General features: G+C 41.5%; 21 protein-coding genes. 5 read left to right on the top strand and 16 right to left on the bottom strand.

All coding sequences use genetic code 11. The features are described 5' to 3' along the window. Positions 1-5 precede the first annotated feature (5 nt). Positions 6-281, top strand: coding sequence for a UPF0175 family protein (locus TREAZ_RS09105; protein WP_015711549.1), 276 nt, complete (start codon positions 6-8; stop codon positions 279-281). 2,434 nt (positions 282-2,715) lie between these two features. Here TREAZ_RS09105 and TREAZ_RS09115 read toward each other — a convergent pair. The 7 genes from TREAZ_RS09115 to TREAZ_RS09145 form a co-directional block, all read right to left on the bottom strand. Further along, positions 2,716-4,074 carry an RNA-binding domain-containing protein gene (locus TREAZ_RS09115; RefSeq protein ID WP_015711553.1) on the bottom strand — a complete coding sequence of 453 codons (1,359 nt, stop codon included), beginning with the start codon at positions 4,072-4,074 and terminating at the stop codon, positions 2,716-2,718. Then, positions 4,067-4,399 (bottom strand): nucleotidyltransferase domain-containing protein, encoded by a 333-nt coding sequence (locus tag TREAZ_RS09120; RefSeq protein WP_015711554.1) that lies wholly within the window; start codon positions 4,397-4,399, stop codon positions 4,067-4,069. The genes TREAZ_RS09115 and TREAZ_RS09120 overlap by 8 nt, the downstream gene beginning before the upstream one ends. Next, a complete protein-coding gene (locus TREAZ_RS09125; RefSeq protein ID WP_015711555.1) occupies positions 4,392-4,814 on the bottom strand; it encodes a HEPN domain-containing protein in 423 nt (140 codons plus the stop codon). Before TREAZ_RS09125 ends, TREAZ_RS09120 begins: the two co-directional genes overlap by 8 nt. Continuing rightward, on the bottom strand, positions 4,807-5,127 hold the full coding sequence (locus TREAZ_RS09130) for a nucleotidyltransferase family protein (RefSeq protein WP_015711556.1): 321 nt from the start codon (positions 5,125-5,127) through the stop codon (positions 4,807-4,809). The genes TREAZ_RS09125 and TREAZ_RS09130 overlap by 8 nt, the downstream gene beginning before the upstream one ends. 87 nt (positions 5,128-5,214) lie before the next feature. Further along, positions 5,215-7,365, bottom strand: a complete 2,151-nt coding sequence (locus TREAZ_RS09135) for an AAA family ATPase (protein WP_201764763.1) — start codon at positions 7,363-7,365, stop codon at positions 5,215-5,217. 14 nt (positions 7,366-7,379) lie between these two features. Continuing rightward, a complete protein-coding gene (locus TREAZ_RS09140; RefSeq protein WP_015711558.1) occupies positions 7,380-10,526 on the bottom strand; it encodes an Eco57I restriction-modification methylase domain-containing protein in 3,147 nt (1,048 codons plus the stop codon). Then, a complete protein-coding gene (locus TREAZ_RS09145) occupies positions 10,526-13,792 on the bottom strand; it encodes a helicase-related protein (RefSeq protein WP_015711559.1) in 3,267 nt (1,088 codons plus the stop codon). Before TREAZ_RS09145 ends, TREAZ_RS09140 begins: the two co-directional genes overlap by 1 nt. Positions 13,793-13,939: 147 nt before the next feature. On the opposite strand from TREAZ_RS09145, the gene TREAZ_RS09150 reads away from it, so the two are divergent. Beyond that, positions 13,940-15,175, top strand: coding sequence for an integrase catalytic domain-containing protein (locus tag TREAZ_RS09150; protein ID WP_015709982.1), 1,236 nt, complete (start codon positions 13,940-13,942; stop codon positions 15,173-15,175). 251 nt (positions 15,176-15,426) lie between these two features. On the opposite strand, the gene TREAZ_RS09155 is transcribed toward TREAZ_RS09150, so the two are convergent. The 8 genes from TREAZ_RS09155 to TREAZ_RS09195 all read right to left on the bottom strand — a co-directional run bounded on the left by TREAZ_RS09155 (position 15,427) and on the right by TREAZ_RS09195 (position 21,622). Further along, positions 15,427-15,825, bottom strand: coding sequence for an HIRAN domain-containing protein (locus TREAZ_RS09155; protein ID WP_015711560.1), 399 nt, complete (start codon positions 15,823-15,825; stop codon positions 15,427-15,429). After that, positions 15,822-16,637, bottom strand: a complete 816-nt coding sequence (locus tag TREAZ_RS09160) for a hypothetical protein (RefSeq protein ID WP_015711561.1) — start codon at positions 16,635-16,637, stop codon at positions 15,822-15,824. The genes TREAZ_RS09155 and TREAZ_RS09160 overlap by 4 nt, the downstream gene beginning before the upstream one ends. Positions 16,638-16,639: 2 nt before the next feature. Further along, the gene (locus tag TREAZ_RS09165; RefSeq protein WP_015711562.1) at positions 16,640-17,530 is read right to left on the bottom strand and encodes an ATP-grasp domain-containing protein; all 891 of its coding nucleotides are present in this window, start codon (positions 17,528-17,530) and stop codon (positions 16,640-16,642) included. An 88-nt stretch (positions 17,531-17,618) separates the two neighbouring features. Further along, the gene (locus TREAZ_RS09170; protein ID WP_015711563.1) at positions 17,619-17,801 is read right to left on the bottom strand and encodes a hypothetical protein; all 183 of its coding nucleotides are present in this window, start codon (positions 17,799-17,801) and stop codon (positions 17,619-17,621) included. Positions 17,802-18,199: 398 nt separating this feature from the next. Next, entirely contained in the window at positions 18,200-18,397 is a 198-nt protein-coding gene (locus TREAZ_RS09180; protein ID WP_015711564.1) for a helix-turn-helix domain-containing protein, read from the bottom strand. A 274-nt stretch (positions 18,398-18,671) separates the two neighbouring features. Further along, positions 18,672-19,703 carry an IS5 family transposase gene (locus TREAZ_RS09185; RefSeq protein ID WP_015711565.1) on the bottom strand — a complete coding sequence of 344 codons (1,032 nt, stop codon included), beginning with the start codon at positions 19,701-19,703 and terminating at the stop codon, positions 18,672-18,674. A 129-nt stretch (positions 19,704-19,832) separates the two neighbouring features. Beyond that, a complete protein-coding gene (locus tag TREAZ_RS09190) occupies positions 19,833-20,285 on the bottom strand; it encodes a hypothetical protein (protein ID WP_148257779.1) in 453 nt (150 codons plus the stop codon). A gap of 47 nt (positions 20,286-20,332) precedes the next feature. Continuing rightward, a complete protein-coding gene (locus tag TREAZ_RS09195; RefSeq protein WP_015711567.1) occupies positions 20,333-21,622 on the bottom strand; it encodes a tyrosine-type recombinase/integrase in 1,290 nt (429 codons plus the stop codon). Positions 21,623-22,108: 486 nt separating this feature from the next. On the opposite strand from TREAZ_RS09195, the gene TREAZ_RS09205 reads away from it, so the two are divergent. Next, positions 22,109-22,594: a PIN domain-containing protein gene (locus TREAZ_RS09205; protein WP_015711569.1), complete on the top strand. Its 486-nt coding sequence runs from the start codon at positions 22,109-22,111 to the stop codon at positions 22,592-22,594. After that, positions 22,591-22,851, top strand: a complete 261-nt coding sequence (locus tag TREAZ_RS09210) for a hypothetical protein (RefSeq protein ID WP_015711570.1) — start codon at positions 22,591-22,593, stop codon at positions 22,849-22,851. Before TREAZ_RS09205 ends, TREAZ_RS09210 begins: the two co-directional genes overlap by 4 nt. 111 nt (positions 22,852-22,962) lie before the next feature. Here the strand turns inward: TREAZ_RS09210 and TREAZ_RS09215 are convergent, their stop codons facing one another. Beyond that, positions 22,963-23,175: a helix-turn-helix domain-containing protein gene (locus TREAZ_RS09215; RefSeq protein WP_015711571.1), complete on the bottom strand. Its 213-nt coding sequence runs from the start codon at positions 23,173-23,175 to the stop codon at positions 22,963-22,965. A gap of 139 nt (positions 23,176-23,314) precedes the next feature. Between TREAZ_RS09215 and TREAZ_RS09220 the strand changes: the two genes are divergently transcribed. Beyond that, positions 23,315-24,541 carry a GIY-YIG nuclease family protein gene (locus tag TREAZ_RS09220; protein ID WP_015711572.1) on the top strand — a complete coding sequence of 409 codons (1,227 nt, stop codon included), beginning with the start codon at positions 23,315-23,317 and terminating at the stop codon, positions 24,539-24,541. Positions 24,542-24,571 lie beyond the last annotated feature (30 nt).

Consider the following 24,571-nt stretch of genomic DNA (forward strand, 5'->3'; position numbering starts at 1 on the left):
ACCAGATGAACACACTGCGTATAACCATAGATATTCCGCAGGGCCTGGCAGACCAGGTTGCCTCTGCCCAGATAGAGCAGGAATTCAAGCAATTCATTGCCATGAAATTCTACGCCGATAAAAAAATTACTATCGGTATGGCTGCCCACTATGCCGGGATGAATCGTTATGATTTTGAGCAGTATCTCGCCCAATATAATGTCCCCTGCTCTCTTCTTGAATATAATGATGTCATGGCCGACCTCGAAAAAATGAAAGACCTCACCGCTCCAGCGCAATAAATTCTGATATTAAGTGTTGTAACCTTGGCTGACGCATGAAGGTTGCGGCCAAGGCTCGGACTATAGCGGGGCTTACTTACCCCTTCACTACTAAATCGCTGCCCTATCTGGTCGGGGCCATACCACAGGCAGGAGCGGCCCTTGGGGAGTGCAACCGCATTCCGAGTTCCTCCTCCTGACACTTGGCGAGATAGGGTATTAGGCTTTTCCCCCGCGCCCCCTTTTGCCCTTGTGGTGAAAACAGGCCCCTATAAGGGTGTTAAGCGTCAATCTATTTTGCCCGGTTTAGCAAAATATGGCAATTTTCAAGCCCGTGCGCGCTCCCCCCTGGGTCGGAAAAAATTGACGGCAGCAGCGTTCCGTGACGCTTAATGCTGCTTGTACGTCATTTTCCACTTCTTTATATATATCCCTTTATTATTATATTTACTCTTTTTTTATGTCATAAGCAACATAAAAAAAATTAAAGAAATTATATATGGTTGAAAAAAAATCCGACACTTTTATGCGCCATTATTAAGTGTCATTCGATGTAGCATTGATGCGTCATTTCCTTGGTTCAGCGGCGGGATGGCTCGTCCATCAGCTAAAAGAATGACAAAACCAGTTGTCATAAATGACCGAGCTCAGGGCCGGTTTCGAGGGATTTCTGTCATTGGTCATGCTTCGGGCAGAATGAATGACGAGGTTTGGAAAATACAGATCTGGCGTATGAACAGCCATTCTGTCTGGCTGCATTCTTCCCCGGATTGCTGCATATATCAATTTCGGACGGCAGTTCATGGGATACTGTTTTTTCCCTGAATTCGGGAGAAAAAGGCCCTTCTGTGCAATCCTGAGCAACACTGAACACAAATTTGGTACATTCTTAGGGCAAGGAGAATGCACCCCATCCAAAATGAAAATTACTGAACTTGCTTTGACCAGGACGGCCAAGCCTTCTTATGGCTTTTCGGAGGATCCCTGCTTTCAATAGCGGTCAGATTCTTACTCTACATCAGCCGTTGGCAAGCCCGGTCCGAAGGACGGGGCGCATCTGGGCGATCTTTTTCTTGGAAAATGTATCACTACCCAACAAAGGCCGCCATGCCCGGTAGGGCTGGGCAGTTATTACTGAATGAGGCTTTAGCTTGTCGAAGTGGAAATACTGCCGCTTAGGATTTTTTTCACTATTGCTATAGGATGCTGCTCTTTCGATTCAGGCAATAACGGTTACTGATTTAGATGTATCCCACGGGCAGAGCCTGTGGGAAAAGTCGGCGATTTTTTTAACGGTGGTAATATTTGCAGGAATAGTCTGTTGAGGCGGTTTCTTTGGGGTATCATGTAAGCCCGGTCCGAAAGACGGGGCGCGTATAGGTAATCTTGGTCTTGGTAAATTTATTACTAGCCAACAAAGGCCGCCATGCCCGATAGGGCTGGGCGGTTATGATTGGTAATGGTATCACTGTCGAGGGTGGTGAATTAGCTTCACCAGGCGGGTATGTATCATTGATGCCGCAGCCGTGGGGCGAAGTACGATGGGCTTGTTGGAAAACGAAAAGCTGGGTGGGCAAAGTACGCCCAGCTTGTGGCGGTTTAGGGACGGGGAGGCAGGAAGCCGACTGGGAAGTAAAAAAATACCGGCATGGACGCCGGGATTTTTTTATTCTTTGCGGCGAACGACCTACGGGAGTGAGCTGTTCCTCCCCCTTTGAGCCGTTGATGAAGGGTTTGCGACCGGAACGGAGCGCAGCGGAGTGGAGAGAGTAAACCTAACCTATGTCTCTTGTAGAGGGGGAAGCCCGGCGGCGAGGGGGAGGGACAATGGATGCCGTCCCTAAACTGCCACCGAAGCACGATAGGCTTGAAGGTGGCGCGGCCTGGGGTGGGCATAGTACGATGAGTTCCCCACGGTCTTTATACAGCCGTTTGGGAATGACGTTTTTATTATCGAAACAGCGGGCGTTCGAGTCACCGGAGGGGGCTGCTGCTATTCCCGAAGGGAAGGGCGGCGGTTTGTGCGGGGGCTTTTTGCTTGGGGGTGGTATGAGGGTTCAAGGGGGAAGGCGAAGCTGCCTGGGACGGTAGTTTTACTATTGGCGGGATTGGGGTCTTTGGTGCGGATGATGTTGTCCCCGCCTTTAATCCCCCTTGGTAAATCGGGGAAACGCCTTGGGCCGTGGAGGGAGCGGCGTTTACGGAGCGGACGGAACGGCCTATGGCGTTTTGTCCTTAATTTTCGTTTTGGGGAGGTCAATTCCGCTTACCCTATCGGATGTATCAATTTACGTCTGGCGTTGCTCTGGATTGCAAGGAAGGGCTTTTTTCAGGGGAAATCAGGGGGAAAAACCATGCCCCTGAGCTGCCGCCAAATTTGCAATAATATATAAGTTTAGCGGTTTGGATAGCATAAAATCTTTTTCTCAATACGCCTTTTCATATACCTTCGTAGTCAATTTAAAGTTACCCACTGTCCTGTCTTGTCAGAACCCTCCCGTTTGATAATGTTTTTTTCGGTCAATATTTTTATATTGCGTAAAATCGTTCGCCGGCTCACTGCTATTTCGGCTACCATCTTATCGATTGTGATTCCCTTATTTGCGTTTATCAGCAAGAGGATTGATTTTTGGGTTTCGCTTAAATCGTTCTTTACAGTGCCATTTACAGTGCCATTTACAGTGCCATTTACAGTGCCATTTACAGTGCCATCGCCCTCATTTCGTTCAAAATCACTTGCATAGGGGAATGTCACCACGATAAAGCTCGGGGTAATTTCAAACACGGAACGGTCGTATGCTTCCAAAATGCGCCGCATACCGGAGCCTAAGCCTTCGACGAGTTCCACGTCTTTGAACACGCGCATAAGTTCACGGTTGCGGAGCATGGAACGACCGGCAAAAAAGTCCTCTTGCGACAAGCCTTCCACAAGCCCGCCGGTAGAAGTGATGGTCACTCTGTCGGAAAAGAACTCAACGACGGGCCAACCTAAATTGTAGTCGTTATGAACTACGGCGTTTATAAATGCCTCTCTCAGGGCAACCGGATTAATAAGTTTCCGCTCCAATCGGTTGCGTGGAGTGATTTTTGCGAAGGTCTTATTCTCGACTGCCAACTTATCAAGGACACGATATATCGATGTTATCAAACATCGATAGCCGTATTCCTCATTTTCAATCAGGTCAATTTTATCAGTTCCCGCATATTTAGCAACTTTAATTGATGCGCCGTTGCTGTCTGCCAACAGGTACGCGAGAAGATTATACGAGCTGTCGCCGGTACGCAAGTCAAGATTTTCTTCAAACTGGTCATTCAGCGTTAAACCGAGTTCGTTGTAGTAGATATGAAGCTGCTCAAATGTCAGCTTTTGCCGCGATACCGGTGTGGTGGCGAGGGAGTTTGCCTGCCTGTGCTGAAGCTGCCGCTCAATCATCGCTTCGGTCATCGGCTGGGCAGAGGCGCCTACCCGGATGAAGCAGCCATCCTCAGTCATTCCTTTCTTGCGGATATAGTAGGGTTTCTGCATTCCGCTCGATACAACTATGCGGATAATATTTTTGCCGTCCATTTCTTCGGCAACTACATCAAATAATCCCAAAATCTTTGGACGGATATTATTACCAAGCCTATCGGTAATCTTACGCTGTTCGGCATCGGAATTGGCAACACCGACAACTGAGCCATCATCGTCAACGCCAATGAGTATTTCGCCGCCGCCATTATAATTAAGAAAGGCCACCACGGCTTTTTCGAGCTTGTCGCCTTTGTCGGCTTCGCGCTTGTATTCAAGGCGGTTGGATTCCAAGTTAGCCATAAATTTTTATCCCTTTGGTCGATACTATCCTTTCGATTGTTGTAATACCAGTGGAGCGATCTAAAAACTTACTCTTTTTATGTACCAGTAAATCTATAGCATGATTTTGTTTCTTATATATTGCAAGACCTACGGCCTCTATAGCTTCCATTTCCCGTATTGGGGTCTCATCTTTTAGGACTATATATAAATCAAGGTCGGAATCCTTATGCGGTATTCCATAGGCATAGGATCCAAAGAGATATATCTGCTCAACCGGGATTGTTTCTGCGATGATTTTGGTGAGAATATCAAGTTCATTTCTAATGGAGTCTATGTTATTCATTTTCCTTTTCGGCCATCTCGATTTCAACAATAGATACCTTCATTAAGCAAAAATCGTATACTTGCTTTGCTTTGTCTAAAACCGATTTTGTTATTGCTTCATCAACATCCAGTTCATTCGGATAACGGGTAAGAACGCCATAGCCTGTTAAATCTGCACAGTAGGGCCTGATTACTTCAAAAGCCTTATCCAGTTCAAGGCAGAGGGAATTTAATAAACGCAGGTCATGTTTTTTGGGAGGTTCAATATCCTTAAAAAATAAATATCCTTTCAAAGATTTTTCTGCTGATTGCTGGCAATGATAACAGGCAATTTCCAATAATTTGGGATATACATCATTAATAGCATGTTGAGCAATAATCAAATCATTGCTTGCATATTGAAACCATTCTTTTACAAGTTTAATATCAGCCATATAATAATATACCTTCTTTATTAATTTTTCGTTCAATCGTCGGCTGTGAGCTGCGATATTCAAACCGATTTTTGTAATTTGCAAGTACATCTATCGGCATTCGTGTGTTGAAATTCATCAAGCTTCGATTTATCATTTCCATAGCAATAATCGGTTTCTCAGGAAAATCATCTTTTAGCACTACATAAAAGTCATAATCGCTGTCGGCAGTTGGTGTACCGTAAGCATAGGAACCGAACAAATATATTCTTTCACAGTCAACGCTGTTGAGGATTATGTCTTTTATTTTTAGAATTTCTTCATTTATTGGCATTTATGGTTTTATTCCCCCTCCAACATATTTTATATAAAACAGTAAGATAATCGAAACTACTGTATTCGGCGAAAATTTTATTCATTCCTATTGCATCATCTTATTATAATGTCCCTCATAACCACTCTCAACAAATACAAGTCTAAATGCATCTTTAAAAGTATTATAATCAAATTCCTTGATGTCAAAGATATTTTCCCCTAACGAATGCGATTCTTTATTTATATATCGATAAAAAGCTTGGTATTTAACATCTTGTAAACTTTGTTTCTGAAACACATTGGCCAATTCCATTTTCTCAATAAAATTAAAAAAATACTCAATGATGTTGCGCATGCAATTTGCAATTAATGCGGGTGAATAATTTATATCTTTTATAACATCCCAGTAACTATGGTAGTCATTTTGAATCTCATGATAATGCATAGACTTTATCTCAGCACCATTACTAGTCTTTATCAGTCTATATAAAGCCATATACTGTTTTCGATCCTCTTGTTTGGTAAAAGTCAATTCATAAAAAAAGTATAAACTATGTGTTAAGATAATAACTTGGTCATACTGACTTTTTGGATTAGTAAAATTATTCTTTATAAGTAGACCGATGTTGAATACATAAATATGAGAAAGGGAAGATATAGGATCATCAATGACAATAATTTTACCTGTATTCGTATCCGAGGCAGATTTCTTACCTTTGCAGAGTTCAATAAAATAAAGAAAACTTATTATCATTTTCTCACCCTCACTGAGCGTCTTAAATGTATCACCTTTTTCATTGATTCTTGTAATCTTGTATAAAACATCTGTGTGTTTTTCAATTTTAAAGGAATCAATACCTAAATCAATAAGTTCATCACTGATAACACGCACTGCTTCATCAATATTGACAGTTTTTTTCTGCTGTTCAGTAATATATTGTTTCTTTTTTGATAATTCGGTACTAATGGTCGATAATTTCTCCTTTATTTTCCCCACTTTTATTTCACTTTGGCTCTTTTCATTAAGAAAATTTGAAATGGTCTGATCATATTCCCAACGCATGATTTCCCAAAATATTATTTTAATTTTATTTAACGAAGACTCTTTATTGTCAAGTCTTGCATTGTGTTCAGTAATTTCTTTATTCACGTTTTTTATAAGATCATTAAAATCATTTACAACAGTAGTCGAGTCGATGAAAAATATTTTTTGGCTAGGCGATTTAATTTTATCTTCAATAGCTCTTTTGTTTTGCGAAACGCATTGCAATACAGATTTATATCGGTTTTCAAAATCATCTTTTTTACCAATGATGAAAGGGTTTGATATAAATATTTCTTCCGATGGAATAGCGTTCATGCTATTAGTATAAATAGATGACAGTCGCTTTATTTCCTCAATATCAAGTGTATATGTGCCATCAAAATAATTTTTTATTTTGTTAGCTAAAATAGAATTGACTGTCGTTTCTTGACAAAAAGGACAAGGAATGGTTTTATCTCCGATTTCAGAAGGCAAATAATCCAATCCCGCTTTCACCCAATCAGAATTTCCCAACTTTGTTATCAATTCGGAAATAGTACTATTTTCGTTACCAACAATCGATTTTTGAAATATCGAATTAGTTTCAATCTCAGTTCCATCAAAATTTATCAGTGGTAATTCGTTGTATTTTTGCGCAGCGTTCCCTTTTAGAGATTCGACATCTTCTTTTAATTTGGCAATCGTCATTATTGGCTGAGATACTGGTTTTGACACTTGTAGTATATGGGTGAAAAGAGATTCTTTTTTGCCCTGCAATCCTGTTAGGCAATATTCTAAAACACGATCCCCACCAGTGTATTTTTGTTTTATATTCCATACTGTATTTTCCGCTTCTTGTTTTTTACGCGATATTTCCAAATTAGTTTCTTCGAGGATATTATTTTGGTTTTTCTGTTCATCATCCAAGTTATGTATTTCTTTTTCGGTTTTTAAAATAGTTTCTTCAGCAACTTTGTTTTCTTTCGACAAGGTAAAAATACCCTTTAAAGTATCACTTTCATAAAAATATTCACTGATAAAACGCTGATTATAGACAAGAATATCCTCATTGGCTAATCCTTCAATAGCACAATATTCATAATTTGGGTCATTCCTATCATAGAGATAGTTTGAAAGAGTGCTTTTCCCTGTTCCATTTAAACCATAAATAAGATTAACCTTTTTATTAGTAATAAGAGCAGTGCTGTCTTTATAACAAGCAACATTATTCATAGTTATTTTCGTTATCATACCTTACCTTCCACTACCTTAACCTCTTCTTCCGTCAACCCATACAACTTATATACAATCTTATCAATCTGCGTCTCAATCTGCGTAGTATCTGCTGTTGGATTGGCGGCTTTGGCGACAAGTATTTTGCTAACAAGCTCAATAAATTGTCTTTGTTCTGTTGGAATTCGTATCGGTAGTTGTTCAATTTCATACCCGCCGACATGATTATTCGTGCTAGTTTTGCGAAAATACCAATCTAATAATTTGCTGTTTAATAAAGAAAGAAAAAATAAGTTATTCTCAGGGTTTTTTAATCGAACCTTATTGGCGGTATGTCCAAAGAGAAATGGTTCCCCTGTATTTGTCAGTGCAAAATGCAATCGCCACTTATCAACTGTTCCTGTAACTTCTTGGCAAACCAAGAAAGTATCGTTTTGGTTTGCTGTTACAAGTTCCGTCTTATAATTTGGTTTGATAAATTCATCAGTATCATAGTTAATATAATATTTGGAAATATTCCTACCTCTAAGTAGTTTTATTCTTGTTTTTGAATTAATAATATATGCCTTTGAAGTAGTTAAATTTATATCACCTTGGCTTATCGATTGTATTATATCTCTAAATCGTATAGAGATATTATTTATTTTTCTTATAATATCAAATTCGCCATTTTTTACTAACGGAATATTAAACGAATCAGGATAAATACATCTTATTGATTCTTGGACCATTTTCTCAAATGACAAGCTTTTTAAAGTCGTTGTATCATTGTTAATTGAGATACTAAATATATATCCAGATTCAGGGATTGATTTTGTAACCACAGATATACAAGTACCCTGCAATACAGATTGAAAAACTTGACCGAGATGTGATGGTGCAATTTTTGGAAATTCAATTATATATATTATTTTACATTGAGTTAACAATAGTTCTCGTGTGTATTGGGAACTTAAATCACAAAGTAAACTACTCTGTGTTATCAAACATTGACAACCATTATCTTTAGAAAAATTATATGCCGCTTCAATAAAAACTTTATATAAGTTTTGTTTGCCCTTGTCTTTACCTTCGGAGAAGGGGAATGTGTCTTTAGATACACTTCCTTTAGGAATTTGCTTATACGGCGGATTCCCAATCACCACATCAAACCCATCTTTTATGCCAAACATAATTTCACTGTCAAAAAAAGGTGAAGCATAGCAAACACTAAAAGGATTCCATGCATTAACCTTTTCTATTTCATCGGACGCCATATTGTTGTTCTTTAGCAGAGTAATCAGTTCCAGTTTTTTGGCTTCAAAGCTATTTTTTATATTCTCTTTTTCTTTTGGCGTTTTTGCCTGTGTGAACGGCGTAAAAACAGAAGTGAGTTCCTTACATTTTGCAAACAATTCTTCATTAAATAAATCAGCGCCTTTTAAGTTAAGCCCAATCAGAGTATTTGCCGTAACAAATTTAGTTTCCAAATTCGGTAGCACTTCAAAATCTTCAAGCTTGACAGGTATTTCATAATCAACAAGTAGAGAAATGAAAAAACGGAGTTTAGTTATTTCTATCGCAATATTTTGAATATCAATCCCATAAATGCAACTGGTAATTATGTCCAATTTGTTTTTGTAAGTTGTTTTATGTTCCTGCAATTTTTCTATTGTTCGAACCATTAGGTTAAACATTCCCATGGGAAACGCACCAGAACCACACGCAGGATCAAGGATTTTGAGATCAGTAATGGCAGATATTATTTTGTTTTTTTGTGGGAAATCAAGTTTATCTTCGTGTTCGTCAATAAGTTTATTAATACTATCTGTCAAATTGGGGAAACGATTTTTCAAACTTTCTTTTAGACTTTCTTTACACATATAATCTACAATTTCACGCGGAGTATAAAAACTGCCTGTATTCTTGCGGTCGTTGGCAATTTGCTTTGTTTCGGGATTATATGCGCCAATCAGATTTTCAAATACAGTCCCCAAAAGTTCAGGGTCAAGTGCGACCACAATATCATGCGGTGTATTTTCCTCAATAGTAAATGCATAATCAGTAAAAAGGTCTATGAGTTGAAATATTACACTATCGCTCAATTTTACTCGCTCTTTTGGATTATCACTAAAGCCATCAATAATGTAATTCTGTTCTATGTTTTTTTTGTTGCTAATGATATCGAGTCCCGAAAATTTATAATCGTGGCAAGTAAATAAGCCGCCGTTTACAAAAGGAATATTTCTGGTTTTTTCAATAAATTCATCAGCCTTACCATCCTTAAAAAAATCTTTAAATCTAAATACGTCAGAAATACCATAGTCATTCTTTTGGGGGTCATAATGATTAGCATTATCTTGTTTTCTAAAACGCCGTTCATTAATTTTTTTATTCAAAACTGCAAAAAACAAATTTTGCAAAACGGCGTTATAATAAACATTTTCATGCTTTAGAAATTTTGCATTAAATTCTCTGGTAAAAAAACCACTTTCGATTAAACCTTTTTCTTTCATAAACCAAATAAACATAAGCCGTATTATAATGCGTATCACCGCCTGTGGCTTAAGTTCATCGTCAATCTTTTTGTCAAGAATCTTGCTTGCCATAGATAAATCAATTTTAATATCGTTTAAAGCAATGTCATACCATGAAGCCAGCTTATTGTAGAATTCCTTATTAAGAACCTCAACAGAGAAACGGCTTTTTAAGTCCGAATCATCTTTAACTCGTCCCTTCTCTATCAAATACTGCTGTGGGGTCTTTACTTTTGCATCGCGCCCTAAAATAAAAGAATATCGCCGAGGATTGGAATAATCCCGTTTAACCTCGCCTTTATCATTTACCACGGGAGTAAATTCAACTAAAGAGAAACGATAGAAATCGTCATTGTTCTGGGGAACAAATAGAACCAAAGCTCTGGCGTGTGAAGTATAATGATAAACAACGCGAAAAGCATCTTTGCTCAAACCTACACGAGCATCATTTGTTGACTTATGTTTAATTTCAAATGCCGTTAATCCTAATGAGGCGGACTCACCTAGTTTTGTAACAGCTTGGGTATATTCAAGTTTTTCAGTAAAAGATACATCTTTTTCATCAACAGTAAAATCATCAGGTAAAAATGAATCTTCGAGGAAAGACAGCCATGCCTTGCGATTATACTTTTCTTTAAAATCCATTATAGTAATTCCTCGCTTAAAATAATGCTTTCCTTGCCTTCGTCAATATCACAGGCCATTTTAATAACCCTGTCCAGAAAGTCCTGGTCTATCTCCTGTGGCAACGTATTGAATTCAGCAGGTTTTAGTTGGCGGATAAATTGCATTGAGAGGCCTGAAAGGGCGCCAATTTCTGTAACATATTGTAGGTCCTTTATGTAATCACTATTTAAAGTGCCACTTTGGGCAATGGCGTTTATTTTATCCAGAACTTCACGTTTTTGTTTATCGGTCTTTTCGGTAACAGTAGTCTTGAAAAGTCCTTGCTTTATGATCTGATAAATAGCATCAAAGCTTTCCGAGACCGGCTTTGCCTGTTCAATAATATCTGCTTCAAGTAATTTAAAGGCATCTTCTTCTGCAAGAATTTCAGAATCCAGTAAATCCCTGGACATTTTGAAAACACAAGTGTCTTTTTTCCGGCCAAACATCAAAACACCTCTGCGGCCTTTATCGGCTGTTCTCCCTACACGGGAACGATGGGGAATGGTTAAGGCGGTTTCGTGCTCTTTTGTGCCTTTGGCTTCTTCTAATAATCGCTTGTATTTTGTTTCCCAGCTTTCAACTTCGCTTGCATTAACCATTTTCCTGTATTGGTCAGCAAAGAAAGAGCGGAGCTCTATATCGCCAGTAAGGACTTTAGTATCTTCGCCGATTATGGCGTTAATCATCGCCATTTTGAGGGTCGAGATTTCCTTGGTGCGGGTTTCACTTTCGCCAATGCTTGTGGGGAAATAGTTATAGATATAAAGGCGATCAAATACTTTTTTGTTGATACGGTTAATTCGGCCTACACGCTGAATTACACGGGTGGGATTATAGGGAATATCATAATTGAATACGGTTCCTGCGCGGTGCAGGTTATAGCCTTCTGAAATAGCGTCAGTAGCGACAAGAATATCATAATCATTATCCTGGTTTTTCTTTCCTGCGTCAAAGTTACGTTCGATAATGGCCTTGTTTGTTTTATTCGATTCTTTTGATGTATATTTAAATACGCGCAAAGCGCTTCCTTTTAGTTTTTCATAAAGATCATCTATGGTATCAGCGTAGGAACTGAAAACGATAATTTTGCGTTGTGGATCGTTTTTAATCTGGGATGATATAATTTCAGCAAAATGGTCACGCTTTGGGTCGGCCAAGTTTATGCCTTTTCCAAACCAGCTTTGCTGAATTTGTTCCAGTATTTGAATATCACCCTTTATATCATTTACAAAGGCATCATCAAAATAGTCTGTTTCAAGTTCAAACAAGCCCTTTGCTTCGAGTTTGCTTAATTCAACTTCAAAGGTTGAATCGGCAATTTCCTCAGCAAAAAGGTCATCGGTACTGGCATTCTCTTTATAAATCTCTTCTATGTCGGGCAAGTATCCTCTTTTAAAGATAGGCACTTTACCACGCTTTTCTATCCAGTTTAAAATATTACGAGACGTAGAAATCATCCTGCCCAAGGATATTTCAAAGGCTTTTCTGGAGCTTTCAAACCGCTGGACAAGCATTCGCCGCATGAATTTTGAAAGGTTACTTTGGGTTCCGATAAACAGGTTATATTCAATCCCTGCTTCTTCAACTCTTTTCTGGAGCCTTTCTTCAAACTCCGGTTTTACATAGGTTACTGCGTTATAGCGGGCGGCTTGATAGTGTGGCCGCATAGCGTCTGCTTCGATAGACAAGTCAGGTGAAATTTGCTGCAAGGTATCAAGGTATAAATCTTTTATATCGCCCAAATCATATTCGAGAGCTTCGGGGTCGCCGGTTTCGGCAAAGCCTATTTTTTGCTTTTCGAGGTCTTCCTTATATGAGGGAATTCCCAGTAAATCGAGCCGGGAACGGCGAATTACCAGAGGGGAAATGATACGGCGGATCTGACCTGCGATTTTATCTACTTCATTTTTTAGCGTTATTTCATCAATTGTTTTTTTACGCTGTTGCTTTCGTATATCATTGTATTGGTTAATCAGCTCATTAAAGCGGAATCCAAGGTTATCAACGGATTTTAATGTTGATTTAAGGGGTAACTGGAACAATTTAACCATCGAATAAATATCAGAGGGACGGTTATTAAATGGGGTTGCGGTTAAAAGCATTACCTTATTACCACGGCAAAGGTTGTGTAAATTATTATAATCGGAGGTAAGCTCATTACGGTATTTATGGGCTTCGTCAATGATAATGAGCCAAGGCTTGCCAAAGGTTGATTTTTCCTTGAAGTATTCGAGGGCTGCCTCGGTTTTACCGGATGAATAAACCACTGCGTGATAGTTAAAATCGGCTGCATAATCTACCCATTGGGGTACCAGATGCGGGGGAGCCACGATGATAATCCGCAAGCCTAAATTATGGGCAACGGCTGAACCGATGATACTTTTCCCCAAACCAACAACATCGCTGATTATAACGCCATTATGGGTTTCTATTGTCGCAAGGGCTAATTTAATGGCGTCTGTTTGGTACTTAAGATCATAGAAATAATCATTAATATCATGGGCGGTCTTGAAATCTTTGTCATAGTTGACCGAAAAATACTCATCCAATACCCGGAGAAAAAAGCAGTATGGTTTATAGAGTTTTTCGTACCAGATTTTTTCGATTACCGCATTTTCAAATTCGGCCAGATTGTCTTTGTCGGCAAGGATGACGGCGCTTTCCCATAGCTCATCAAATATTTTTTTCCCTTCTTCGTAATCGGACTTATCCCGGAGAATGGCGTTTAATTCCAGGCGGCCTTTAAGTCCCTGAAACGTGAGGTTGCTTGAACCGGTGATAAGGGATCCCGGATAGGAATCGCCTTCGTTATTTTCTGGCGCGTTTTCAAACAGGTACATCTTTGCATGATTGCTTTCTTTGGTCTTGCGGATTTCCAAGGTTCCTTCTTTTATTTTGGTCAAAAAGAGGGTAAACGCTTCCTGGGCTTTTTCACTGTCAAAGTAGTCCGTTTCATTGAAAAGATCGGCTAGGGATTCATAAAAGGTAGCTTTAAGAGCGCCCCGAGTTTGCTTCTCTGTTGTGTGATAATCAACCTCGCGGACACGGTTTATCATGTCCTGTTCGATTTCAAGGCCAACAAGAACCCGGAGATGCTTGTCTTTAAGCCCCTGGTAAATCTCGGCAAAACCGGAAAAATAGAAATAGCCGACCAGAAATGAGGCGTTTTGAGCTTTGGGCAGTATACTCTGGATGATTTCGGAGAGGAATTTGCCGTTCTGATTGGTGATGAAGCTACCCACGGGTATATTCTACCCTTTTCACCCCTACTTTGCAAGGATACGCGTTGCCTCATAAATAATCTAACCCAAAACAGGGAATGCCTCATAATAAAATTCTAACCCAAATTATGTAGCCTATATCCGGTAACAAGGGTACCGGAGGGCTCAATGGGGTTAACGATGAAAGAGAAACAGGCGCTTGCCAGAGAAATCAGCAAGCGGTATCGCAAAGCCGGGAAAAAGGGCAAGACCGCTATCCTGGACGAGTTTGTCCAGAACACAGGGTACAACCGGAAATACGCCCTGCACCTTTTGGCGAATTGGGGGAGAACGGAACTGGTCAGACTGGCCGGAAGGGTTGTTAAGCTCAAGGCCGATGCGTTTAAAAAACGAAAAGCAGGGGGAGGGCGGAAGCCGGTCTACCAGGCGGCAACGATAAAAGCCCTCAAACTGATTTGGGAGTTCTTTGATTACATGTGCGGGAAAAGGCTTTCCCCCTTCCTCCGGGAACAGATGCCTTTCCTCAATCCCTGCAAGGAGTTTGGCATCACCAAGGAGGTAAAGGCGCAGCTGCTTGCCATAAGCCCCGCCACCATCGACCGGAAGCTCAAGCCTGAACGGAAGAAGCTGGAATTAAAAGGACGGAGCGCCACACGGCCCGGCGGCCTCCTCAAGCACCAGATCCCCATCCGTGTCTTTTATGCCTGGGATGAGAGGAAACCGGGCTTTTTTGAGCTGGATACGGTGGTTCATGACGGCGGAAACGCCTCAGGCGAGTTCTGCTGTACCCTCAATGCCACCGATGTCTATTCAGGCTGGGTGGAGCTCCGCGCCCTCCTCAACAAGGCCCATCGCTGGGTTAAAGAGGAGGTGTCTCTCTTCCCCTCCCAGTTTCCCTTCCCCCTTTTGGGCATCGACAGCGATAACGGCGGGGAGTTCATTAATTACCAGCTCAAGGCATGGTGTGACGAACACCGCGTCCAGTTCACCCGCAGCCGTTCCTACCACAAGAACGACAACTGCTTCGTGGAGCAGAAAAACGACATGACCGTCCGCAGGACCGTGGGGTACTATCGCTATGACACCCTCCAGGCCAGAGACGCCCTGGCCGAGGTCTACCGCCATCTCTGTCCCCTGCTCAACTATTTTTACCCTTCAGAAAAAATAATCGCCAAGGAGCGGATAGGGGCCAGGGTCAAGAAGGTGTACGACAAACCCAAGTCGCCCTACAGGCGCCTCTTGGAATCCCCTGACCTTCCTGATACATTCAAGGACGAGCTTCGACGCAGGGCTGCCCGTCTCAATCCGGTCAAACAGAAACGCCTGGTCAACCATGCACTGATGGCTCTCTTCGAGCTTCAGAGCCAGAAGTCCCTTGCTGCTTCGGCTCTTGAAGATGTTTAGCCACGGTTAGATTTTTATTGTGAGGCAGCCGTTCCTTTCGGTTAGATTTTATTTTGAGGCATTACGGGATAGGATGAGACCTTTATTGAGATGAAAAAATTGATGGAATTTGGACAATTTGAGGTAAAAATGACATTATGTGATAATTTGTCATAATAAATGTTTCAACTGCTCTAAATTCCAATGGTTTTTGAGGAGCTTATGAAAGTTTATTGTCCCACGTGAGCTGATTGACCAGGCGATTACCTGTTTTAATCGTCCAGGTAAATTTGCATTGAAACATTCAGCCAATCGTCACGATACTCTTTCTCGTGGATGGTCCCATAAATCAATTTCCCGGCATCCATAAGCCTGGCTAAAACTTCATTTTTATTGCGGGGGACATAACCGATTTTATTACCCTGGTCATCTTTTACTACAATGGCAAGTTTATCATGGGGGTTTTCCGGCTCCCGGTAAAAATTCAATTTTTTTCCTACTACAAGGTTCGGCTCCAATTCTTCAATGTTATCAACGTACATGGTTCCGGCGATATGAGCATCAACCAAATAAATCTGCTTGACGAAAGGTTTCCCGGCTGCTTTAAGGGTGTCTCCACTGTGAAGGATACTTATAATATTTGTTTCATCAAGTTTTATGATGTCGTTCATTGGGCGCCTCCGGTTAGATCATTCAATCTTTGTTCATATTGGATATAAATGGCATTATATTCATCAATTTTGTCTGTTAGTTCCTGTTTTTTCTGATCTACCAATTCAGGGCTTTTCAGGAAATCAAGCTGATTGTACGGGAAAGATTTTTTTATGTCTTCGATACTGGCATTGATATTGATAATCCGTTCCTGCAAAGAGGTATGCCTCTTTTTTAATTCTTCCGTAGTATTTAATTTCGAGGACTTAGGATCTGGTTTATCAACCATGAGGCTGATTGCAGAGAGGGACTCATAATCGCCTGTTTTATAGGCTTCGACTGCTTTTAAGAAAAGTTCATTTTTTGCCTTATCGGGTTCTGGTAATAAATCGGGATGCAGTTTTTTGACTATGATTCCATACAGTTTCTTTACATCTTTAGCCTTGTCTTTGTCGAGAAAACCACTTTCCTTGCGGTTAAGGGCATTTTGGAAAATATCGTATTGGGCTTTAAGTTTTTTTGTATATTCTTCATACTCGGTATCTAACTGTTTTTCTATGGTTTCGAGGATAAATGTTTCCTGGCGGTTTATTTTTTGGCGGATTAATTCTATTTTGCGTTTTATGCGTAATATCTGGGTTTCTTTTTCGTAAAGATTATATTCCAGAGCGCCGATTTTTAGCATGTATTCCATTTCAATATTTTTGCATATCTGGTATTGTAATTCGTCTTTTTCAAAGTACAGCGCAGCCAGTTCATCTTGTAGTTGATGAATATCAGATAGTAGATTTTGAAATTCCTCATGGAAGGCGATGGTTTGCTTCTTTGCCATAATTAGTTGATACCTTTATTGAATAGAGAATATACATCCTGATAAAACTTGTTTTTATCTTCTTTCTCAGGTATACCAGCAACCTGACCATCGCCAAGTTCTATTATTATGAATTTGTCATTTTTTGTTTTGGCAATATCCATTGTAAAAAAGTTACTGCTAATGGAAATTGCGATTTCTTTAAATTGTTTAATATCAGGAAGCTCGGTATTGTACTCACCTTCTTCCCAGTAATTATAGATCTCCAAAAGACTATGATTAAGAAAAAAAAGGCGATATTCTTCGGATAAAGGCATGTTGCTTTTTGAATGGACTGAAATGTTTTTAAGGTCTATATATTCTCTAACAACAATTCCAACATTGAGGGATGAACCACGAAGGTCGATAAATGTTTTTATGACTTCCCTTAATTTGGATGAATTAGTTGCATCTTCTACAAAACAGGCATTTTTCCAGTAATGCTTTTCTGATTTTACATAATCCTTTATAATTACCGGGTTAGGGCCAAAAATTTTTGCTTCTTCAATTATAAAGTCAATATCATTTTCATCTTCATGTTTTTGAAAAATAGTCTTTGGCGTGTAATTACTGATAAACTGAAGGCTGTCAGGTAAATAATGACAGTTTTCATATTCTTGGGGTTCATTTATAAGTTTATAATTCTTCTTAAAAAGCTGCGCGTATAAATCGCTATATTGCCGGGAAGTCAGCATCCATCCCCTATAGATTATCGTTTCAGGATTGTCTGTGGGTACGATTCTACTGGTGGACAAATTATCATAATCAAAGAGGAGTGTTTCAAATCCAGCGTTTTTTGCTGCAACATATTCTTCAGCAAATGCTTCATCAGGTTTGTAGGGGTATAATGCGCTTTGACTGAAAATTATTTTCATAATCCGGCGAAGTCCTTTTGGGGTTGGAATATGAGAAAAGTATAGACAATTTTGGTCAAAATAGACAATAGAGGAAAAGCTTATTATCTCAGGGTTTTTCCTTCTGGCTTTTCGTTACCGTATAGGTAATGTCCACTATCCGGCCATCGTGAAACCGTAATGAAACTGCCGCAGTACCGTAACGCAAGCCGGATGTATTCTCCGCAAGCCGGGCAACGATGGTAGCCAGGTGGTACCGGGCAGGAGATTCCCGTTCCTTCGGGTCACTCATAATCACCTCTGCTTTTTCGTTTTGGAAAGGCCAATTCCCCTTGTCCTACCGGAATCCTCCGCCGAGAAGCGGAGCTTCGAAGGTTCCCCTCCGGATATACTATTTTCGTGTCCGGTGTTGCACCGGATTGCATAGAAGGGGCTTTTTGGGGTGAATTCAAGGGGAAAAACAGTACCCCCATAACTGTCGCCCGATATTGATAAATGGCACAATCCGGGGAAGAACAGAGTCGGACAGAATGACCGTTCATACACCAGGCGCAATACTTCCGGATCGCTCCGTTTCTATCCGCACCCCGTTTGGGCTTCATCAGCCCATGGAGGGGGCAGCGGGTATCCGTACACTTGGTCTCGGTGCAGTCCAGACACCGGGCTTTTATGGCTTGCTTGGCTGTCATATTACTGCCGCCTTTCCGTACTTGGGGCGGTATGCGCATCAAGCCATGCATCCAATACGGCCTTCTTGAAAAGTACCCGGCGCCGTATCTGTGTCCGGGGAATATCAAGGCGGTCAAGCGTGGTTTTGCAAACACGCAGGTAAGCCGCTGCTTCCGTGCGGCTTAGGACATCGGAAATTGTGTCTTTAGTAACTGTCATATTCTATCCTCCCATAAGCTGTTCCGTGAATTTCATTTGTTCACGGTATGCTTGAAGGATACGTAATAATTCACACTATGGGTTAGGACAAGAAAAAACAGATATACACATATGGGAACCTCTAAAAACCACTTATTAAATATCCTGACATAGCTTATTAAATAATTTTTTTTGGAATTGATAAGAAAAAAACGAAAAATTGATATAATTGGGCTTATTTATTGCCTCATTCATTCGCTCTTGCCCACAATCGTGTGTCGTGGACAGACTCCCCTTATGCATATGCCCGCTTTCCCCTCATAAGAAATATATACCGCCAGAAATTATAGGTCAAATTCATAAGCGCTATATTAGCGTGTGCCCGTGCCATCCCTATACTCCGGACCACTATCCCTCTCATCGTATTCGTCATCGTGGCAAATACATGCTCAACCCGCGCCCGTATTTTCGATTTCCGCGTGTTGTTCGCTTTTTGTGTCTTTGTTAACGGCCGGTTCCGGTATCCTTTCTCATGTATCCGATTTTTTGCCTTCCTGGGTATGCATTTCTGTATCTCTTCCCCAACATAGGCACTATCCGCATACAAAATGTTATCTTTCTCATCCACCAATTTTGATAATTCCTGACTGTCATGTACTGCTGCACTGGTCGTACTGAACTTCGTTATCAGTTTGCTTTCCGCGTCTATTTTTACATGGTCTTTATATCCGTAATGCCGTTCCTTGTTTTTGGTCGCCCACCGGGCATCAATGTCCTTTTGTGACTTTTTATGCTTTTTCTTTTTTCCTTCCCATTCTTCAGGCACCTTGCCTTCCTTTATCTTCTGGTTTTCCGCCTTGCTGTTCCGCTGCCGCGGCGCATCCACAAAGGTCGCGTCCACTATGCTTCCGCTGTAGCTTATTATTTCCTGCTCCTCAAGCTGCCTGACAAATCGGTAAAATATCGTATCCAATATGTTTGCCTTTACCAGTTCTTCCCGAAAATGCCATATCGTTTTCGCGTCGGGAACGGTATCGCACAGAGCCAATCCCAGAAACCGTTGAAAACTCAACCTGTCTTTTATTTGGTATTCGGCCTGATCGTCACTTACATTGTACAGTTTTTGCAATATCAGTATTTTAAACATCATTACGTAATCAAAGGGCGGTCTGCCTCCCGGCCCCTGCGCCTCTTTTTTCAACGTTTTATTTAATATCCCCCGAAAATTATCCCATTTAATGTATTTGTTTAATTTTTCCAGGGGATCGCCGAGCGCGCTTAATTCTTTAAGCCTATCATTTTCATCAAAAAATCCATGCTGTTTCATGAATTTATTTTATCACAGTTCAGCTTGTTTTTAAAGAGTTTTTAGAGATGCCCATATATAACAAAAGAGCATTTACCGGGTTGTTTTATTGTTACCGGATGTGTTTTTACTGTTTTTTTTGTCCACAATTCAGGAAAGGATTTCTTTTATTTTGTGCAGGATTTCCCGGATTTTTTCGGGTTCCCCGCCCTCAACTTCCCCAATAAGTTTTTTTATGGTGTTGAAGGCAGACCTTTCTTTCTTTTCCTGGTCGATTCTAGCCCGCTGCTGTTGTACTGCCGCCTTGATTTTCATAAAGTCTTTTGACTCTGGCGGCTTAAGGGGGTTCGCATTGTTATCGGCTAACTTCCGAAGAGTTCCGCGCTTTATCCTGAACGTGGTTTCTATTGGTTCCCAGAATCCACCGGGAACATACTCTACATTACTACCAATCCATTTGAAGTATTCGGCGAGGCTCGTTTTGCTCTTAACCCATTCGTATTGGTCAAAGGCGTCATGTTTAACCACACCCTCCTCAATGAGTATGCCAATATCAGCGCGGAACTGGGGGAAGCTTATAAAGCAACGGGTGATATCCTCCATTTCTTTTTCGTCGTCCCCGTTGCCGAATATCCACATTTTGGTTCCCCCTAAACCGCTCTGGCCTCTAAAGGCAGAATATCCCCGAACGCCTCCACCTGCGCCTGTTGCATCTTTTGGCGGTCACCGTCAAGAACATGATCAGAATAATGATCCAGCATGACTAAAGATTTATGGCCGGTTTGTTTTTGCAGCAGTTTTTCATCAATACGGGGCCTCTTGTATGCCGTGAAAAAATGCCTCCAAGCGTGGAAAGTATAGACCTTCGCGGTTTCCATGGACATACCGGTCTGAACAAGGGCGTCCCGGAGGTCATCAAGCAGGAGCCGCTCTTCAAGGGGCTTGTCCGCTTTCAGGGCTGCCCAGAATATAAATGAATCCATGTTACAGCCATGCGGGTTTTGCGCGGCCAGATTCATCATGTCCCTGATGATGCCGGGGAAAGGCAGCTCCACCCGCCGGGGTTCATTGTTCTTGGTTTCCTTAAGCCCTTCGAGGCGGTTGAAGGAATGGCGGATATAGAGGCAGTCCTGCCCCATGTCCTGAACCCGCAAGGCTTTTATTTCCCCGGAGCGCAGTCCCGTGACTGCCGCAAGCAGATTCCCCAGCCGGGTACGTTCATCCTTCCATGATGCGCGGAATACTGCCGCCGCCTGTTCGGGGCTGAGGATCTGCCGTTCCTTCGTCTTCCCGGAAAACCAGATAATCCCTGCGGATACATCCTTTTCTATCATTTCCCGGTTGAACGCCCATTTCAGGGCGATGGTACCGGCCCGGATAACCATGTTTTTCCAGGGGGCCGATGTTTCCTGACTCCCTATGGAATCGATAAAGGCGTTCAAGTCCTGCCGGGTTATCTCCCCCAAAAGGCGGCCAGAAAAATAGGGCTTCCAGCATCGTTCCACTGCCCGGGCCATTTGGCGGCAGTGGGTTTCGTGGAGGCTGTGTTTTTTGCGAAGTTTTTCTTGGACATAGGGGCTGCGCTTCCAGTCCCAGAACTCGGTGAGGAATTCAATCAGATCCCGGGCCTTGTCTGTGCCGGTCAGGATATACCCCTTCAAAAAGCCCATGCGTTTAAGCTCTTTCAGGATGGTTTCGGCTTCCCGCTCGGTGGATATGCCATGAACCAGGCTTTTCAGGGAAAGCTGCTTGACCTGGACCTTTTCCTGCTTTTGGGGGATGCCCTCTTGAAGCCACTGGAAAGCCACTTTGAAGGCTTCCGCCTCCGTGGCTTTTTTGGTTGAGACAGGCGGCATAAATTTTCCGGTTTCGTCTTTGAAAGCCACTGAATAACAGGGCCGGTTAGCCCTTTTGAAAATGGAGAACGGATAATTGTTCACGTTCACACCCTCCGGAAACGGCATTGAGAACGGCTTTTTGTGTCGTTCTATGTGTCGTTTTTTTCCGTATAGGATAATGAACGCCCTCTGTAAGGGTAGTTCAATTTGTAATTCCTTGCAACGCAAGGAATTAACTCACTTTGGGGAGTGGAGGATTCGAACCTTCGAAGGCTGAGCCAACAGATTTACAGGCTCGACCAGACTACCTCATAATGCTATATAGAGCCTTATTATGTCCTCTCAGGCTTATTTTACCCTCAAAAATAAAAGGATTTCAAGTGTTTTATGGGACTTTATGGTACTTTCTCTGGTCCTATGGAGCTATATGATGTCAAAATTTTGGCATGGTTTTGGCATAGCTTTTCAGATTTTTACCCTCGTGAATAACCTAATTTATTATTTTGTAATATCAATGAAAATACATAATCAAAATTTCAGCCGTTTTCAATTTCTGTCTTTTTTGATAAAATTATATTTGGAGAAGTAATGGACATACAAAAAATTTACCTTGAAACTACCATGTTCAGTTTTTATCACGAGGAGCGGACTAAGCAAGGTTATATCAGTTTGAAGGAAGATACCCGAAAAGTATTTGACCTTATAAAAACAGGCAAATATGAAGCGTATACATCAACTGTAACAACTGATGAAATAATTAAGGAAACTAACCTTGAAAAAAGGGGGAAAATGGCTTCTCTCATTACTGAATTTGGCGTTAAAATCCTTGTAGAATCCGTTGAGGCCAAGCGTCTTGCAGAGCTTTATCTGCGGGAAAAGGTTGTTCCTGAATCCGAACCGATTGATGCGGCGCATATTGCAATAACAACCGCCAATGGCATAGACTTTATAGTGAGCCTGAATTTTGAGCATATAGTCCGGCCTTGGACGATTGAGCGGGTTCGCCGGATAAATTTGCAGCATGGATACAAGCCCATTGGAATCTATAAACCTGCGGAGGTTTTGGTATTATGAAAACTATCGAAGAATATATGAATGATCCTGATATTCAAGCCATGCCCGAATATTTGCGGGAAATTCATGCGGCCCGCCGTCTGATTCAGGATGAGACTGTCGGAATGTCAGCCGAAGAAGAAGCGGAATACCATCGGAAAAAGACAGATGAACTCTTTGTCAGTTTGGGACTTCCCCAACCCCAATATGTTGATTTTTCCGGTCAAGGCCACTTGGAACCTCACGAGACTACCTTATCAGCCGGAAAGCCAGCATAGTAGTACAAAGCCTCATGATCAAAGCCTGCCGGATTTATCCGAGCGGGCCACAGGGGTTTGGGGGTGTATGCCCCCATTCGGCGGTAAGGTTTTAGGCGTACCGCAAAAAAGTCATTTACCGCCATCAGGAATATACTCAATAATTTCCCCAGGCTGGCAGTTTAAGGCAGAGCATAGGCGTTCCAATATTTTGCCATCAACAGGTTGATTTTTTGACATCTTTGCCAAGGTCATTGTGCTTATATCAGCAATAGTATACAAGTCAGTTTTCTTCATACCTTTTTGAGCAAGTTGAACCCATAAAGGTCTGTAACTTATTCCCATATCATTTTCCTATCTTGAAGATTATATATATTTTATCAGTTTTTTCAAATAATTTCTATAAAAATACAAATATTTCTCTTGACAATTATATGCAATTACATATATTATATATGTTATAGCTGATATTAAGGAGTATAATATGAAATTCAATTCATCGGTTTTTGAAAAACTTTTGTTCCCCCTCAACAAAAAAGCGTATGGGGAACTGCAAAAAGCGGTTGACGGCATCGACCGCAACAACCCCGGCAAACTTAAGGAAATGCTTGAAAACTACCAGAACGCCGCCACCGAAAGCACCCTCAAGGAAGAATGGAGGCCGGGGGCCGCAAACCAGACCAAGTATCCGACCTTGAATATCACCATCTACTTTGATCCCTCTACAGACCACAAAATCTCGACCCTCCATAAGGCCAGTGATTACCGCATCATCGTTGACTATGAGGAAAAAACGCCAGCCTTATATACCGGAAATCATCTTGTCGTGGGTTTCCACCATAAGGGGGTACTTAACTCCTTCATTGTACCTATGGAGTACCTTTTTGGGTTTGGCGAGACGGCGGTGCTGAAACAGGGATCATACCAGCTTTATTCCCATACCCTGCTTCCCGAAGAAAGCCAGTACGAAACAGCATACCCCCTCATGCAAAATCCCCTTCCCGACATTAACCAGAAAGGGCTATACAGGGCTCAGAAAGCCCATCAGGAGAAATCCTCTATTTATGTGGGCATAACAAAGCGGACATGGCAGGAACGGTACAAACAGCATTGCTACGCCACCATGAAGGGTTCAAACCTTCTGTTCCATCGTGCCTTGAGGGGAGAATTCTTCAAAATCAAAGTGCTGGAACATATTGTGGAAAGGGCAGGGCTTACCGAAACCCAAGCCCTTGACCTTGAAGAAACAGAAGTAGAGAACCGCTCCCTTTCTTCCCTGTACCAGAAAGGCTTGAACATGATCCCCGGCGGCAAAGCAGGATTGCAGTGTATCAGCCATTTTGCCAAGCGGACAGGCTACACCCTTGTCCAAGAGCTTAACGCCGATAACATGGAAGCCGTTTTATTGGAAGTCCAGAAGCATACGCTAGAGCGGAATTTTCATACTTCCGATATGAAGCTGGTCAACGAGAAAATTGCCAAACTATGGGCTGAAAATATGGATTTCAGGGTCAAGGTCATGACCGGACAGCACAATCGGTTTTCCTTCCGGCAGATACAGTCGGCCCGAATATGGGACGCTTCCGGCTGGACGCATGACAAGATACTGGAAAACCTTGTGAAAATTGAAAACCGGAAAATCGGCATGGATCAGCTTGAACGGCTGCTTGATGGAAAAACTTACACATCCATACCGGAGGTATTGATGTAAGCTGGTACAATCAAGGCATAGCAGAGTTCA

This window comes from Leadbettera azotonutricia ZAS-9 (genome assembly GCF_000214355.1).
Classification (GTDB): domain Bacteria; phylum Spirochaetota; class Spirochaetia; order Treponematales; family Breznakiellaceae; genus Leadbettera; species Leadbettera azotonutricia.